Source organism: Pseudomonas sp. EZ-C24 (assembly GCF_014525325.1).
Taxonomy (GTDB): Bacteria; Pseudomonadota; Gammaproteobacteria; order Pseudomonadales; family Pseudomonadaceae; genus Aquipseudomonas; species Aquipseudomonas shirazensis.
In genome coordinates this window covers 2773-18604 of sequence record NZ_JACDIU010000033.1, presented here as the reverse complement: position 1 = coordinate 18604, position 15832 = coordinate 2773, and the positions used below count along the sequence as shown (strand labels likewise).

Below are 15832 nucleotides of genomic sequence, written 5' to 3'. Positions count from 1 at the left end.
GTGTGGGGTCTCCCCATGTGAGAGTAGGTCATCGTCAAGATTCATTTCGCAAAACCCCTATCTGCGCGAGCAGGTAGGGGTTTTGTCTTTAAGTAGAGAGACTCAAGTTTCGCTGACACGTCTACCGACGGTTCGGCACACAGAATTTCTTGACGACAATAGAGCATTGGAACCACCTGATCCCATCCCGAACTCAGCAGTGAAACGATGCATCGCCGATGGTAGTGTGGGGTCTCCCCATGTGAGAGTAGGTCATCGTCAAGATTCAAATCCAAAGCCCCTGTCAGCGTTGCTGACAGGGGCTTTGTCTTTCTCGGCGGACTGCTTTGCTGTCAGGCCCCGGCCAAGACAACAGCCCAATAAAAAGGCCCGCTCCTGAATCCAGGAGCGGGCCTTTTGGCTTTCAGCCAGTGCGGTCAGAACTGATAGCTGACGGTAGCGCTGACATTGCGTTCCTCACCCATGTAGCAGTAGCTCAGGCTGGCACACGAAGCGATGTAGCTCTCATTGGTCAGGTTGTTGGCGTTAAGGCGCAGATCTACACCCTTGAGGCCGACCTTGCCCAGGTCGTAACCGATGGAAGCGTCGAACAAGGTGTAGGAGGGCACCTTCATGCTGTTTTCAGCATCTACCCAGCTGTACCCCACATAGCGCATGCCGCCGCCCAGTCTAAGGCCATCCAGAGCGCCCTGGCGGAAGTCGTAGTCGGCCCACAGCGAGAACATCTGCTTGGGCGCCTGCGTCGGCGAGTTGCCCTTGTTGTCTACAGTTGCCGCAGCCAGGCTAGGCATCGACTTGGCGTACTCGATGTCGGTGAAGGTGTAGCCACCCAGCAGCTTCAGGTTATCGGTCACCTGCACATGCGCTTCCAGTTCCAGGCCTTGTGAGCGCACCTGGCCTACTGCCCGGTAGAACTCCTCGTTGGGCTGTTTGGACGCGAGGTTTTCCTGTTCAATACGGAACACCGAGGCCGTGAACAGGTTGTCGCTACCCGGCGGCTGATACTTGACCCCGGCTTCCCACTGGGTGCCCTCGGTCGGCGCCAGAGGCCGGCCGTTCTGATCAGAAACGGTATTGGGGTTGAACGACTCGGAATAGCTCACATACGGAGCGATACCGTTTTCAAACAGGTAGAGCACGCCTGCGCGCGTAGTGAAGCTTGAACGGTCGTCACTGACCCGGGTGTCGCTGTCACGGTTTTCTTCGGAGACCTTGACCCAGTCCTGGCGCAGCCCCAGTGAAAAGCGCCACTGGTCGAGCTCGACCAGGTCCTGCAAGTACACACCGGTCTGCTGCAGGCGCCGCGTGTAGTTGTTTTCACCCAGTATCTGCAAGTTGCCGTTGCCGTACTGCGGGTTGGCCGCATTCAGGCTGTCGACGCTGCCATAGCGCCAGGCTACGTCGGCTTTACGCCGCTGATAGTCGGTACCCAGCAGCACCGTGTGCTTGGCCGCCCCGGTGAAGAATTCCGCCTGCAGCATGTTGTCGATGATGAACGAATGCAGGCGCTCGTCGCCGCCGGTGTAGGCCCGGTTCATGATGTTGCTGTCGGTCGCGCCCCAACCGGCGAAGTAGACTTGATCCATCGACACGTCGGAATCCTGGTAGCGGAAGTTCTGTCGAGCGGTGAACACATCGTTGAAGCGGTGCTCCAGCTGATAACTGAACGACTGCTGGGTGCGTTCATAGTTGTCGATGCCCGGCTCACCCTCGAAGAAGTGATCTGACAGCCGCTGACCATTGCGCTTGTGCAGCACGCCAGAAGCGGGCAGGCCGCCGTGGTAGCCGCCGTTGGGATCTTTCTGCAGGTAGGCCTGCAAGGTCAGCGAAGTATCCTCGCTGAAGTCGATGCTGATCGCTGGGGCGATGGCATAGCGTTCTTCCTTGTTGTGGTCGAACTGGGTGTCAGCCGAATCAGCAAGGCCGGTCAGGCGATAGGCAATGCGCTTGTCGTCATCCAGCGGCCCGCTCAAGTCAAAGCCCATGCCGCGCTGGCCTTGGGTGCCGACGGTTGCCTGAACCTGGTGGAAGGCCTCGAAGGTCGGTTTCTTGGTGGTCAGCGCAACCAGCCCGCCTGGCGAGCTGCGGCCGTAGAGCACCGAGGATGGTCCTTTGAGGATATCGATACGCTCGAGGAAATACGGATCGACCTGCATGGTGCTGTAGGTGCCGTTATCACCCATCGACTTCAAGCCGTCGACATAGATGTTATCCACCGAGCCATCGTTGAAGCCGCGCATGGCCACATAGTCATAGCGGTGGGTGGCGCCATAGGGGTTGGTCAGCACCCCGGGCGTGTAGCGCATGGCCTGGGCAACCGTCTGCGAGCCCTGGTCGTCCATTTGCTGGCGGGTAACCACTGACACCGACTGGGTGGTCTCCAGAATAGGCGTACTGGTCTTGGTGGCGATCTGGCTGTGGGTGGCGTTGTAGCCCTCCATGCTGCCTAGCGCGTTGCCGAGGGTGAAACCGCGTACATCGGTGTCAGGCAAGGCCAGCGCAGCGTCTGCGGCTTGCTCGCGCAGTACGTAGCGGCTGCCATCGCTGCTGTCAGCTTGCAGGCCCGTGCCGTTGAGCAACTGGCGCAGTGCCTGGTTGGTCGAGTACGCGCCTTGCAGGCCAGGTGACTGCAGCTCGGCAGTCAATTGCGGGGTGCTCGACAGTGTTATACCAGCCTGGCGAGCGAACTGATTGAGCACATCATCGAGGTTGCCGGCGGCGATGCTGTACTGCTGGGAGGCACTGGCGGTTTCTGCTGCCTGGCTCAGGGGCGCGACAGCGGCCATGCCCAATGCAGTGCCGAACAAGGCGGCGCGTATGGCTCTGCCTAGAAGGGCTGAATTCAAGACAGGTCGAAAATCATTCTCGTTGATGCGGTGTGGTGAACGCTGGCCGGGCATGAGGGATCCGTAGGCTGATTAAGGGCAATTGATGGTGCTTACTGTCCAAGCCGGACGTGTCAGCGCTTCCCGCCAAAAAAACTGGCGTCAGGCTGCCCGCTCCAGCCGCACCCACCAGCGGGTGCGTTGATGCAGGCGCACCGGCAGCGTCTGCGGCAGTAGCTCAAGCAACGCATCGGTGTCTGCCAGGCGGTACACGCCGGACAAGCGCAGATCGGCCACGTCGTCGCTACAACTGAGGAACCCGGGTCGATAGCGGGCCACCTCGGCGACGAAGTCCGCCAGGCGCATGTTGCCAGTCACGATGAGGCCGTCAGCCCAGGCGGCCGCGTCCATGTCGGGCTGCTCGACCACGCGGGGCCCATGCGCGTCTATCGACCAGTGCTGGCCGCTGCCCAGCCAGTGCAGAGCAGATGGGCCAGGGCCATGCAGCGCTACTTGGCCGGCGCTGACACTCACCTGTGTACAGTCGTCACGCTGACGCACCGTAAAACGACCATTCACGCCTTCAAGCAAAGCGTCGCGCGTTTGCACCAGCAGCGGTCGGCCGTTGGCTTGAGCGTCGCTGCAGGTCAGCATCAGCTCGCCGTGGTTGAGGCGAATCAAGCGCTGGCGGGCATCAAAGGCAAGGTCGGCAGCGCTGCGTGTGTTGATTTGCAGCAGCGAGCCGTCCGGCAGGGTGACGCTGCGCCGCTCGCCAGTGCCAGTGCTGTAGTCGGAACGCCAGTCAGTCAGCAATTGCAGGTCCTTGCTCAACCAGCTCGCGGAGCCAATCAGCGCAGCTCCCCCCAGTAGTTTCAGGGTCTGGCGCCGATGCAGGCGGCGCTCGCTGGTTTCCAGTGTATGCAGCGCCAGGCCTGCGCCGGGGATGGCGCGCAGATCGAGATCCTGGTGCAGGCTGAGCACTCGCTGCCAGGCGCGCTCATGTTCCGGGTGGGCCTCGCGCCATTGTTCACACTTGCGCTGCAAACGCTGATCTGGCCCGCTTTCGCGCAGCCGCAGCATCCACTGGATCGCTTGTTTGACGACGGTTGCCGAAGGCTGCGCAGCGCTCATCGATCTATAGCTCGTTCTCAAAGCGCAGTTGATAGCAGTGGTAGAGCGCATCGGCGATGTAACGCTCGACCGAGCGCAGCGAGATGCCCATCTGCTCGGCAATCGCCTTGTGGCTCAGGCCTTCGCATTGGGCCAGCAGAAACGCACGGCGTACCTTCGGTTTGAGGCCGTCGAGCATGCGCGCAATACGCTCGAGCAACTCCAGCAGCAGCTCGCGAGTTTCTGCCGAGGGTGCCTGCGCTTCGGGCAAATGCGACAGCGCCTCGCAGTAGGCGCGAGCCAGTTCTTCGCGGCGCCAATGGTCGATGACCAGGCCGCGGGCGACTGTGCGCAGAAAGGCTCGTGGGGTATTCAGCTGCAACTGGTCGCGGCGCTGGAGCAGGCGCACGAAGGTATCTTGCGCCAGGTCAGCGGCATCGGCAGCGTTACCCAGCTTGCTCCGGAGCCAATTGTGCAACCAGCCGTGATGTTCGCTGTAGAGCGTGTGCACGGAGTCGTGAGAAGACATGAAGATACGCCGCCAGCACTGCTGCATGAATGATAATTAGTCTCATTGTTTGCGGTCAGCGCCGATTTTGCAACCGCAATGTCAGCTGCTCTGCTGACCATCCAGATAGCGGCGAATGGTACGGGCGCCTTTATTCAAATGCTCGGCGAGGATCTCGACCGCGTCATCCACCCGCTTGTCACTGGCTGCATCGACCAACGCGTTGTGATCGTCCTGAGTGAGTTTGCCCAAGCCCATCGCAGACAGGTGAAAGCGCAGGAAGCGTTCTTCTTCATTGAGCTCGCTGTCGATCAAGCGCAGTAGTTTCTGATTGTGTGCCTTGCAGTACAGGCTCATGTGCAACAAACGATTGAGGCGGCCGATCTCGGCGTGCCCGGTCTGGTTTTCCAGTTGCTCGATGTAGCTGCGGGCGAGGGCGATATCGGTAGCCTCCAGCAGCGGAACCGACTGGCGCAGCGCCTCCGACTCAAGCAGCACGCGCAGGGCGTAGCTGTCGACGGCATCCTCACCGATCAGCGGCGCAACCACCGCACCCTTGTGCATGACCACTTGCAGCAAACCCTGCGCTTCGAGTTGGCGCAGCGCCTCGCGCACGGGCATCCGGCTGACGCCGAACAGTGTCGCCAGCTCTTGCTGGCGCACGGCAGTGCCAGGAGGCAGGCGCCCGTCGATGATCGCGCTACGCAAGCGCTCTTCAATGACACTGCGAGCCAGATGTGCCGGGACTTGCTCAGTGCCAAGCACGGCAGACAACAGTTTGATTTTTTCGGCCACAGGGAGTCTGCCTCTACAACTGGCGGTATTGGATCCAATCAAGTTAGGGGCTTGCTGGAGGGGTGTCAAACCAGGGTGACAAAACAGTTTTGCCGCCCGTTTTGCGGGAGGCGGCTATGGTGAAGGAAGTCCATGCCGAGGGGAAGCCGGTGCGACGTTCGGGCTGTTATTGATTCAGCACGCAGTGATTGCAAGGTGCCATTGTCTTTTCCCGCCACAGGCCGCACCATCGCGGCTCCCGATTGGTCTGCACAGGTCTTCGCAGTGGCGATACCCAGCATGCTCAGTGTTGTCATGCGTCGGCTCGGCCTTGCTGCCTTGCTGGCATGCATGCTGCTGGGCGGCTTGCATGCGGATTGGGACTTTGCTCAGATCAGCCAGCGGGCGCAAAAGCTATATGGGCCGCTAGGTGCAGGCAAGGAACGCATCGATGCCTGGCAGAACCTGCTGGCGACGCAACAGCAGGGCAGTGAGCTGGAGCGTCTGCAAGTGGTCAACCGCTTCTTCAACCAGCAGTTGCGCTACACCGAGGATATCGACCTGTGGCATGAGGTCGATTACTGGGCTACCCCGATCCAGTCTCTGCTCAAAGGCGCTGGCGATTGCGAAGACTACGCCATCGCCAAGTACTTCAGCCTGCGGCGTATGGGCATTGCCAGTGACAAGCTGCGCATTACCTACGTCAAGGCATTACGCCAGAACCGCGCGCACATGGTCCTGACCTACTATGCCAACCCACAGGCGCAGCCGCTGGTACTGGACAGCCTGATGGATGCGATCAAGCCGGCCAGCCAGCGTACCGACCTGTTGCCGGTGTATTCCTTCAACGGTGAAGGGCTGTGGCTGACAGGCGCGGCGGGCAACAAGAAGGTCGGTGATACCAAGCGCCTGTCGCGCTGGCAGGATTTGCTGAAAAAAATGCAGGCCGAAGGCTTCCCGGCGGAGCCGGTCTACTGAAGGAGCACCGATGTCACTGTTCAAACAATTGCTGCTAGCCATTTGCTTGTTCCTCGTCGTTGCCTTCAGCGGCAGCTTCATGGTCAGCCTGGAAAGCTCACGTAGCCAGTATGTGAACCAGCTGCGTTCCCATGCTCAGGATGCGGCGACCGCCCTGGCCTTGTCGCTGACGCCGAATATCGACGACCCGGCGATGGTTGAGCTGATGGTCAGCTCGATTTTCGACAGTGGCTATTACTCCAGCATCAAGGTGGTCGACCTGCAGTCCAATGCGGTGTTGGTCGAGCGCCACGCCGAGCCTGACCGCGGCGGTGTCCCGGCCTGGTTCATCGGCATGATCGGCCTGGAGCCTGCGGGAGGTGACGCGATCGTCAGTCGTGGCTGGCAGCAGGCGGCGCGAGTCGAAGTGATCAGCCACCCGATGTTTGCCCTGGCCAAGCTGTGGCAGAGCGCGCTGGGCAGCCTGGGCTGGCTGTTGCTGTGTGGCGCGGTGAGTGCAGTGCTTGGCGCATTGCTGCTGCGCCGGCAACTGCGCCCGCTGGATTACATGGTCGAGCAGTCGCATGCGATCGCCCGGCGCGAATTCCTCAGCCTGCCCGAGCTGCCGCGCACCCCCGAGCTGCGCCGCGTGGTGCAGGCGATGAACCAGATGGTCGAGAAGCTCAAGGCGCTGTTCACCGAACAGGCCGAGCGCAGCGACAAGCTGCGGGCCGAGTCTTACCAGGACAGCCTGACCGGGCTGGCCAACCGGCGCTACTTCGAGATGCAACTGGCAGCCCGCGTCAGCAACATGGAAGAAGCCCGCGCCGGTTACCTGCTGTTGCTGCGGGTAATGGACCTGGCCGGCCTCAACGCACGCATGGGCGGCCAGCGCACCGACCAGTTGCTGCAGGCAGTAGGTGTGCAGCTACGCCGCACCTGTGCCAGCTTCCCGCAGACCAATGACCTGATCACCCGTAGCCGCGGCGGTGAGTTTGCCGTGCTGGCGCCGGGCATGGTCCACGAAGAAGCGATCCAACTGGCCCAGGCGCTGGAAGCTACCCTGCACAGCCTGCACGAAACAGGGGCCAGTGACGTCGACCCAGTTGCCTGCATTGGCCTGGCGCCCTACAGCCCCGGTGATGCGCCGCAGGCGCTGCTGAAACTTGCCGACGAAGCATTGGCCCGTGCCGAAAGTCAGCCGGCACCCGGTTGGGTGTGCCTGGAGCAGGGCGTCGCTGCTCAGGCTGCAGACAGCCATCATGCCTGGCATGCGCGGTTGGATCAGGCCCTGAGCGGCGGCCAGTTCGAGCTGTACTTCCAGCCCGTGGTCGCCAGCGAGGCGCCTGCACAGATCCTCCATTACAAAGTGATCTCGCGGCTGCATGACGAGCAGGGCGAGGCGCTGGCGGCGGGTCGCTTCCTGCCGTGGCTGGAGCGCTTCGGTTGGGTGCCACGGCTTGACCTGCTGGTGCTGGAGAAAGTCCTCAAGCATGTGCAAGGTCATCAGGAGTCGCTGTCGCTGAGCCTGTCGGCTGCAACCCTGGCCGACCCGCAAACGCTGCAGCGGGTGTTTGATCTGCTGGCCCAGCATCGTGCCCTGGGGTCGCGGCTGACCTTTGAACTGGCTGAAGAGCAATTGCCCGATCAGGCCGCCCTGGAGCAGTTGACCCGCCGCCTGCATGCACTGGGCTTCGGCCTGGCGCTGCAACGCTTCGGTGGTCGTTTCAGCATGATCGGCAACCTTGCCCATCTCGGCCTGGCCTATCTGAAGATCGACGGCAGCTATATCCGCAGCATCGACCGCGAGCAGCACAAACGCCTGTTCATCGAGGCCATTCAGCGTGCGGCGCACAGCATCGACCTGCCGCTGATTGCCGAGCGGGTCGAGACCGAGGGTGAGTTGCAGGTACTGCGCGAGATGGGCGTGCAGGGTATTCAGGGGCAACTGGTGGGTGAGCCCGCGCCCTGGCGTTGACGACCGGGGCCGCTGCTTGCCCTTCAGATCAAGCCGCTGGTGTCGTCATCGTCGATCAGGCTGTTCAGGCTGCCCAGCGACTTGCGCGCTGTGGAGCGGTTGAGCAGCTTGGACTGCGCGCCTGCCGGCAGGTCGGTGATGCTGAGTACGCCCTTGGTGGTCAGTACTTCGATCAGGTCTTCGAGCACACGGATCATGTCCAGGTCGCTCTGTTTGAGCTGCTTCAGGCTGTTTTCAACCTGATCGCCAGCAAACCACTCCTGGATTTCGGCGCTGTCGGCAGGGACCATCTCGTGGTACTGCTCGAACTCGGCGGCTTCCACCCGCAACAGCTGGCCCTTTTCGTCGCGTTGCACGTAGAACATGATCTGCCTCCGGTTGTCCTGAATCCCTGCCCTGACTAGCCAGCATAGGCAACAAGGCCCACTTGAGCTAACTGCTCGCGTGGGCCTGCGTTGTTGCGGCTACCGATCAGCGCTCGCGCAACGCCTCTGCACGAGCTTTGACAATCGGTTTGAGCAGGTAGCTCATGATGGTTTTCTTGCCGGTCATGATGTCGACCGTGGCAACCATCCCCGGGATGATCAACAGCGGCTTCTCGTCGGTACCCAGATGACTGCGGTCGGTGCGCAGGCGGATCAGGTAGTAGGTGGTCTTCTTGTCTTCATCGGTGATGGTGTCGGCGCCGATCTGCTCCAGCTTGGCCTTGAGCCCGCCATACACGGTGTAGTCGTAGGCGGTGAACTTGACCGTGGCTTCCTGGCCCGGGTGGAGGAAGGCGATGTCCTTGGGCAGGATCTTCGCCTCGACCACCAGGGTATCGTCCAGCGGCACGATCTCGACGATATCGCTGCCAGGCTGGATCACGCCGCCGATGGTATTGACCAGCAGCTGCTTGACGATGCCACGCACTGGCGAGGTCACCAGAGTCCGGTTGACACGGTCATCCAGGGCCTTGCTGGTGGCGGTAGCCTTGCTCAGCTCGGTGCGCGCCTCGTTCAGCTGAGTCAGCGCGTCACTGCGGAACTTGCCCCGGGTCTCTTCGATCTTGCTCTGCACTTCCTTGATCGCCGCTTCAGCGCGCGGTATCGCCAGCGTGGTGGCGTCCAACTGGCCGCGAACCTCGACTTCCGAGCGGCGCAGACGCAGCACCTCGACCTGAGACACTGCACCCTGGGCCACCAAAGGCTCGGACATGCCGATCTCCTGACGCAGCAGCTGCAGGCTGTTGGCGTACTGGGCACGCTTGGAGGTGAACTCGCGCAGCTCTTGCTGGCGCTGGACCAATTGCTGCTCGAGGCCGCCGATTTCATCGCGCAATTGCTGGCGGCGGCTCTGGAACAGCGACTCTTCGTTGCTCGCCTGTTGCGGTGCGGCTTTGCGCAGAACATCGTCGATCTGCAGCGCACGGTCTTCGATCTCGGCGTTCAAGCGCTCGACCCGCATGGCCATGGCCAGGCGGTCGGCTTCGGTCTCGCCGACGTTGGAGGCGAAGCGGGTCTCGTCCAGACGCAGCAAAGGTTGGCCGATCTCGACGATCTGCCCTTCCTTGGCGAAGATCTCGGAAACGATGCCGCCTTCCAGGTTCTGGATCTTCTGCAGCTTGGACGACGGGATGGCCTTGCCTTCACCGCGGGTCACTTCATCTATGTGGGCAAAGCTGGCCCAGAGGATGAGGAACAGGAAAAACGCGATCACCCCCCAGATGGTCATGCGCACCACCCGCGGTGCATCCTCGACCAGCGACTTGCGCACTTCTGGCAAAGGCGCGCCGGCCAACGACTCCGAACCTTTGAAGTAGCGGCGCAAGCTATCTTTGAAGCCGTTTATATCCAACTTACGCGACACTGATCTGCCCCTTTTTCAGCGCATCCATGACCGAGGCTTTCGGGCCGTCGGCAACTACTTGTCCACGGTCGATCACGATCAGCCGGTCGACCAGCGACAGCAGCGAGGCGCGGTGGGTGACCAGAACCACGGTCTTGTGTTCGATAACCGCCTGCAAGCGCTGTTTCAGACGCTCTTCGCCAGTGTTGTCCATGGCGCTGGTAGGCTCGTCGAGCAGCAGGATCTGCGGGTTGAGCAGCAATGCCCGGCCCAGGGTAACGTTCTGCCGCTGGCCGCCGGACAGGTTTTGCCCGCGCTCGCCAACCTGCAGCTCGTAACCGTCCGGGTGCAGCCTGGCGAATTCGTGTACTCCGGACAGCTCAGCCGCCTGCAGGATCAGTTCGTCCTCGACATAGCGCGCACCGCTGACCAGGTTGTCGCGCAAGGTGCCGGCCAGCAGCTGGATATCCTGCGGCACGTAACCGATGTTGTGGCGCAGCTCGCTGACGTCGATCTGGCGGATGTCCACGCCATCGACCAGCAGCGAACCGTTGTCTGCTTCGTAGAGGCCGACGATCAGCTTGGCCAGCGAGCTCTTGCCCGAGCCGCTGCGGCCGATGATGCCGATTTTCTCGCCCGGGCGGATGTTCAGGTTGATGCCCTTGAGCGCCTGGTTCTGCTGGTTCGGGTAGGTGAAGTCGACCCCGCGGAACTCGATCGAGCCCTGCAGTACCTGGCGGCTCAGCGGGCGCTCTTCGAAATTGCGCTCCTGCGGCAGGTCCATCATCTGGTCGGTAGCGACCATGGTTACCCTGGCCTGCTGATAACGTGCCAGCAAGCCGTTGAGCTGGCCCAGCGGGCCCAGTGCACGGCCGCTGAGCATGTAGCAGGCCACCAGGCCGCCCATGCTCAGGTTGCCATCGATGATCTGGTAGACGCCCACGCAGATCAGCGCCACGCCTGCCAGTTGCTGGATCAGCATGGTGATATTCATTGCCAGGCCCGACAGCACCTTGACCCGCAGCTCGAGGCGGCTGAGGGTGCCCAGGGTCTGCTCCCACATGTACTGGCGCTCGCTCTCGGCATTGTTGACCTTGACCGCATCGAGGCCGGCGAGGGTTTCGATCAGGCTCGACTGGCGCTCGGAGGCTAGCGCCATGGTCCGCTCCATGGTCGACATCAGAGGCTTCTGCAGCGCATAGCCAATGCCCAATGCCAGCGGGAAGGCAATGATCGGGATCCACACCAGGTGGCCGCCGAGCATGGCGATGACGATCAGGATCAGAATGGTGAACGGCAGGTCGATCAGGCTGGTCAGGGTCAGCGAGGCGAGGAAGTCACGCAGGCTCTGAAACTCGTGGATGTTCTGGGCGAAGCTGCCCACCCGTGCCGGGCGATGCTTCATCGACATGCCAACGATGCGCTCGAACAGCGTGGCCGACACGATCAAGTCGGTTTTCTTGCCGGCCAGGTCCAGGCACAGGCTGCGCAGCAACTTGAGCACCAGGTCGAACACGTAGGCACCGGCAATGCCGATGGCCAGCACCCACAAGGTCGAGGTGGCCTGGTTGGGTACGACCCGGTCGTAGACGTTCATCACGAACAACGGTGCAGCCAGAGCGATGATGTTGATCACCAGGCTGGCGGCGATTGCATCGATGTACAGCCACTTGCTGCGTAGCAGCGTGTCGCGGAACCACGAGCGGGTACGCGGGATCAGGTTGCCGTGAGTAACGTCGAATTTGTGCTGTGGCTGGGCAAAGAAGACCTTGCCACTGTAGTCACCCAGTAGCGCCTCGCGGCTGACCAGGACTTCGCCACCGTCGCTCTCGCTGAGCAGCAGACGCGCAGTGTCGTCGTTTTCCCAGCCCAGCAGAACTGCGCTGCGCCCTTCGTTGAGCAGCAACATGGCTGGCATGGCAATGGCCGGGATCTGCTCCAGCTTGCGTTGCAACAGGCGCCCTTGCAGGCCGGCCCTAGCGGCGGCGCGCGGCAGCAGCTCAGCGTTCAGGCGCTGGGACGGCAAGGGCAGCCCGGTGGTCAACATCGCCCGGCTGGCTGGCTTCTGGTGCAGGACACACAGGGTCAGCAGGCTATCCAGTAGAGGATCGTCATGCTGGCTGCGTGGATCGTGACTGAGTTGGACTCGACTGACTTCGGATTCCACGCGGCGCTCTCTTCAGACCTTGCGGTGTTTGGGACGATGCCCACCTTGGCTCTCGGCCGGGGGGGCACATGCGGTTTGATGTCATTTTGCACTGATGGCCATGGGCGCGACCACCCCGTGGCGTCAATACGGCGGGCTGGTGACTACAGCGCTGCCCCATGTTTCGCTTGAAAACAGTCGGTTTGCCAGTGGGTTAGCGGTTCAGCACCCTTTACGTGCTATCGGCTGAAGACTGGAAATCTTTCATTTTTGGCTGTTGGATAATGCAGTTTTTTCAGCCGATTCAGGTGTGAAGCTGGCATGACCAGTGCTTGTAATCGGCAGCACCTTATAGCAGTCAAAACAATGGCTCTTTTTTTATTTTTTCATTGTTTGCAAAGCTTGTTCCAAATCATCTGCAGGGGTGTCTTTCCCTGTTATCCGTCAGGCTCCAAGGCTTCGTAATTCGGGGGCTAAGCGCTTTTTGAGAGGGGGACTTGAAGCAGCTGACGGGCGGTGAAAATATCAATGTGACATTACCCGCGTGATTGTTTAGGATGACGTAGTTTCGGTCAATACTTTGGCATATGCTTAATAGCTAAAAGTAATAGACATATATTTGACGTCAAAAAGTTATATTCATAGTTACTCAGCATTAGCAGCAATTTTCGTCTGCTAGGCATGAAGCCAACAGAATGGCTAGATCCGGAGAGTCCAATGAGCAGTGTTGTTGCCATCGTCAAAAGCATTGTTGGCCAGGTCATCGCGGTATCCCCAGAGGGCTTTCGTCGCGTTCTGATTGAAGGCGACCGTCTGATGGCGGGCGAGCAAGTCCTGACCGGCCCAGGTGGCGCGGTAACTCTGGAGCTGGCCGATGGCCGCATGCTCGACCTGGGCCGTGACTCGCAATGGAGTGCGGACGCTCCGGACAGCAGTGCCGATCTGAGCCAGGCCACCGCACAGGCAGCGCCCTCGGTCGAAGAACTGCAGCAAGCCATCGCCGCTGGCGCCGACCCGACCACCGAGCTTGAAGCAACGGCGGCGGGCCCGACTGCAGCCGGTAATGGCGGCGCGGCTGGCGGCGGTCACTCCTTTGTGATGCTTGAGGAGACTGCAGGCGCGGTCGACCCGACTATTGGTTTCCCGACTGGCCCGATCGGCTTCCAGACGCTTGCCGCCGACCTGGAGCCAGGCGCTGTCGATACCAATGTCAACGATGGCACCACGACTGATCCTGGCGTAACTCCGCCGGTGACCACGCCGGTTACCACCGGGGTGACACTGACGGCTACGCCTTCGATCACCGAGGCGGGTGGCGTCATCGTTTACACCGCGACCGTTGGCCAACCGCCGCTGACCGACCTGACCGTTACTCTCTCCAATGGCCAGGTCATCATCATCGGTGCAGGCCAGACCACCGGCACTGTCAATGTCCCGATCGCGCCTAACGATACCCCTTACATCGACGGCAGCGAGATTTCCGTCACCATCACCGGCACCACCGGTGGTGGTTTGGTCGTTGTGCCGAACCCAACCCCGGCGGTCACCCAGATCGTCGACACCATTGACACCACAACGGTATCGGTGACCGCCCAGCCTGCGAAGGAAGGCGACCCTAACCTCACCTTCAACTTCCAGTTGAGCAACCCGCCCCAGGCCGGTAGCCCGACCACCTTGACCGTGAACGTGGGCGGTACCAACTACACCGTTACCGTTGATGCCAGCGGTAAAGGCACGCTGGTGATCCCGAATACCAACGGCAGCGATGTCTACATCGATCCGTCTTCGGTCACCGCAACTGTGACCGGCGTAAATGGTGGCAACTTCGAGGCCGTCGACCTGGCGGGCGCGACCACCACTGTCACTGTCGAAGACACTATCGACACCACGACTGTTGCCGTGACCGCGGTGCCAGCAAAGGAAGGCGATACCAACCTCACCTTCAATTTCCAGCTGAGCAACCCGCCGCAAGCCGGCAGCACCACGACTCTCACCGTTAACGTTGGTGGCACTAACTACACCGTTGATATCGATGCTTCGGGTAAAGGCACCTTGCTGGTGCCAAACACCAACGTTGAAGACGTTTACAAAGATGGCAGCGAAGTCACTGCAACCGTCACTGCTGTGAACGGTGGCAACTTCGAAGCCGTCGACCTGACTGGCGCGACCACTACTGTTGCTGTCCAGGACACCATCGACACCACGACCGTGGCTGTTACTGCCGAGCCAGCTAAGGAGGGTGATGCCAACCTCACCTTCAACTTCCAGCTGAGCAATCCGCCGCAAGCGGGCAGTGCCACTAGCCTGACCGTTAACGTTGGTGGCACGATCTACACCGTTAATGTAGACGCATCCGGCAAAGGCACCTTGCTGGTGCCCAACACCAACGCCGCCGACGCATACATCGACCCTAGCCAAGTGACCGCGACCGTCACTGAAGTGAGGGGCGGTAATTTTGAGGCCGTTGACCTCTCCGGAGCTACGGCTACAGTAACTGTCGAAGACATTATCCAAACCACCACTGTTGTAGTCTCGGCTGAGCCAGCGAAAGAAGGTGATGCGAATCTCACCTTCAACTTCCAGCTGAGCAATCCACCTCAAGCCGGCAGCCCCACCACGATCACCGTTAACGTCGGTGGCACCAATTACACCGTCGATATCGATGCGTCTGGTAAAGGTACCTTGCTGGTACCAAATACCAACGGCGCTGACGTCTACATTGATCCAAGTAAAGTCACCGCAACTGTCACCGAGGTGAACGGCGGTAACTTCGTGGCTGTAGACCTGGCTGGCGCAACCACCACGGTCACTGTCGAAGACACCATCGACACTACGACCGTTGCTGTAACAGCTGTGCCAGCGAAAGAAGGTGACGCCAACCTGACGTTCAACTTCCAGCTGAGCAATCCGCCTCAAGCCGGCAGCACCACCACACTGACCGTGAACGTCGGTGGCACCAATTACACCGTTGATATCGACGCTTCGGGCAAAGGCACCTTACTGGTGCCAAACACCAACGGCGCTGATGTCTACATTGACCCAAGCAAAGTCACTGCGACCGTCACAGAAGTGAACGGCGGTAACTTCGAGGCAGTTGACCTGAGTGGTGCAACCACCACCGTCACCGTCGAAGACACCATCGACACCACCACTGTTGCTGTAACAGCTGTACCGGCGAAGGAAGGTGATGCCAACCTGACGTTCAACTTCCAGCTGAGCAACCCGCCTCAGGCTGGCAGCAGCACCACCCTGACCGTTAATGTCGGTGGCACCAATTACACCGTTGATATCGATGCTTCGGGTAAAGGCACCTTGCTGGTGCCTAACACCAACGGCGCAGACGTTTACATCGATCCAAGCCAGGTCACTGCAACCGTTACTGAAGTGAACGGCGGCAACTACGAGGCTGTTGACCTGAGTGGTGCAACCACCACCGTCACCGTCGAAGACACTATCGACACCACGACTGTTGCCGTGACCGCGGTGCCAGCTAAAGAAGGTGATGCAAACCTCACCTTCAACTTCCAGCTGAGCAACCCGCCGCAAGCCGGCAGCACCACGACTCTGACTGTAAATGTCGGTGGCACTAACTACACCGTCAACGTTGGCGCCGATGGCAAGGGCACCCTCGAGGTCCCTAACACCAACATCGAAGACGTCTACAAAGACGGCAGTGAAGTCACTGCGACCGTCACTGCGGTCAATGG

Annotated in this window: 10 protein-coding genes and 1 rRNA gene; 4 read left to right on the top strand and 7 right to left on the bottom strand. The window is 60.7% G+C overall.

The window, feature by feature from the left end; genetic code table 11:
• The first annotated feature begins 148 nt into the window (after positions 1–148).
• A 5S ribosomal RNA gene (gene rrf / locus IDM28_RS22170) occupies positions 149–264 on the top strand.
• 152 nt (positions 265–416) lie between these two features.
• Here rrf and IDM28_RS22165 read toward each other — a convergent pair.
• From IDM28_RS22165 to IDM28_RS22150, 4 genes are all read right to left on the bottom strand, one after another.
• Positions 417–2786 carry a TonB-dependent siderophore receptor gene (locus IDM28_RS22165; protein WP_262500189.1) on the bottom strand — a complete coding sequence of 790 codons (2370 nt, stop codon included), beginning with the start codon at positions 2784–2786 and terminating at the stop codon, positions 417–419.
• Between the two features lie 201 nt (positions 2787–2987).
• Positions 2988–3956: a FecR domain-containing protein gene (locus IDM28_RS22160; RefSeq protein WP_188036896.1), complete on the bottom strand. Its 969-nt coding sequence runs from the start codon at positions 3954–3956 to the stop codon at positions 2988–2990.
• Between the two features lie 4 nt (positions 3957–3960).
• Entirely contained in the window at positions 3961–4464 is a 504-nt protein-coding gene (locus tag IDM28_RS22155) for a sigma-70 family RNA polymerase sigma factor (protein ID WP_101323137.1), read from the bottom strand.
• Positions 4465–4545: 81 nt separating this feature from the next.
• Entirely contained in the window at positions 4546–5238 is a 693-nt protein-coding gene (locus tag IDM28_RS22150; protein ID WP_150571564.1) for a GntR family transcriptional regulator, read from the bottom strand.
• Positions 5239–5433: 195 nt separating this feature from the next.
• Between IDM28_RS22150 and lapG the strand changes: the two genes are divergently transcribed.
• Positions 5434–6195, top strand: coding sequence for a cysteine protease LapG (gene lapG / locus IDM28_RS22145; RefSeq protein ID WP_224785603.1), 762 nt, complete (start codon positions 5434–5436; stop codon positions 6193–6195).
• Positions 6196–6205: 10 nt separating this feature from the next.
• Positions 6206–8152, top strand: a complete 1947-nt coding sequence (gene lapD, locus IDM28_RS22140) for a cyclic di-GMP receptor LapD (protein WP_150573726.1) — start codon at positions 6206–6208, stop codon at positions 8150–8152.
• Positions 8153–8175: 23 nt separating this feature from the next.
• Here the strand turns inward: lapD and IDM28_RS22135 are convergent, their stop codons facing one another.
• The 3 genes from IDM28_RS22135 to IDM28_RS22125 all read right to left on the bottom strand — a co-directional run bounded on the left by IDM28_RS22135 (position 8176) and on the right by IDM28_RS22125 (position 12146).
• Entirely contained in the window at positions 8176–8517 is a 342-nt protein-coding gene (locus IDM28_RS22135; RefSeq protein WP_150571566.1) for a tryptophan synthase subunit beta, read from the bottom strand.
• Positions 8518–8623: 106 nt separating this feature from the next.
• Positions 8624–10000 carry an HlyD family type I secretion periplasmic adaptor subunit gene (locus tag IDM28_RS22130; protein WP_101322661.1) on the bottom strand — a complete coding sequence of 459 codons (1377 nt, stop codon included), beginning with the start codon at positions 9998–10000 and terminating at the stop codon, positions 8624–8626.
• Positions 9990–12146: a type I secretion system permease/ATPase gene (locus IDM28_RS22125; RefSeq protein ID WP_101322660.1), complete on the bottom strand. Its 2157-nt coding sequence runs from the start codon at positions 12144–12146 to the stop codon at positions 9990–9992. Before IDM28_RS22125 ends, IDM28_RS22130 begins: the two co-directional genes overlap by 11 nt.
• A 696-nt stretch (positions 12147–12842) precedes the next feature.
• Here IDM28_RS22125 and IDM28_RS22120 point away from each other — a divergent pair.
• Positions 12843–15832, top strand: a 2990-nt coding sequence (locus IDM28_RS22120) for a retention module-containing protein (RefSeq protein ID WP_223176025.1), incomplete at its 3' end; no start/stop codon positions are given.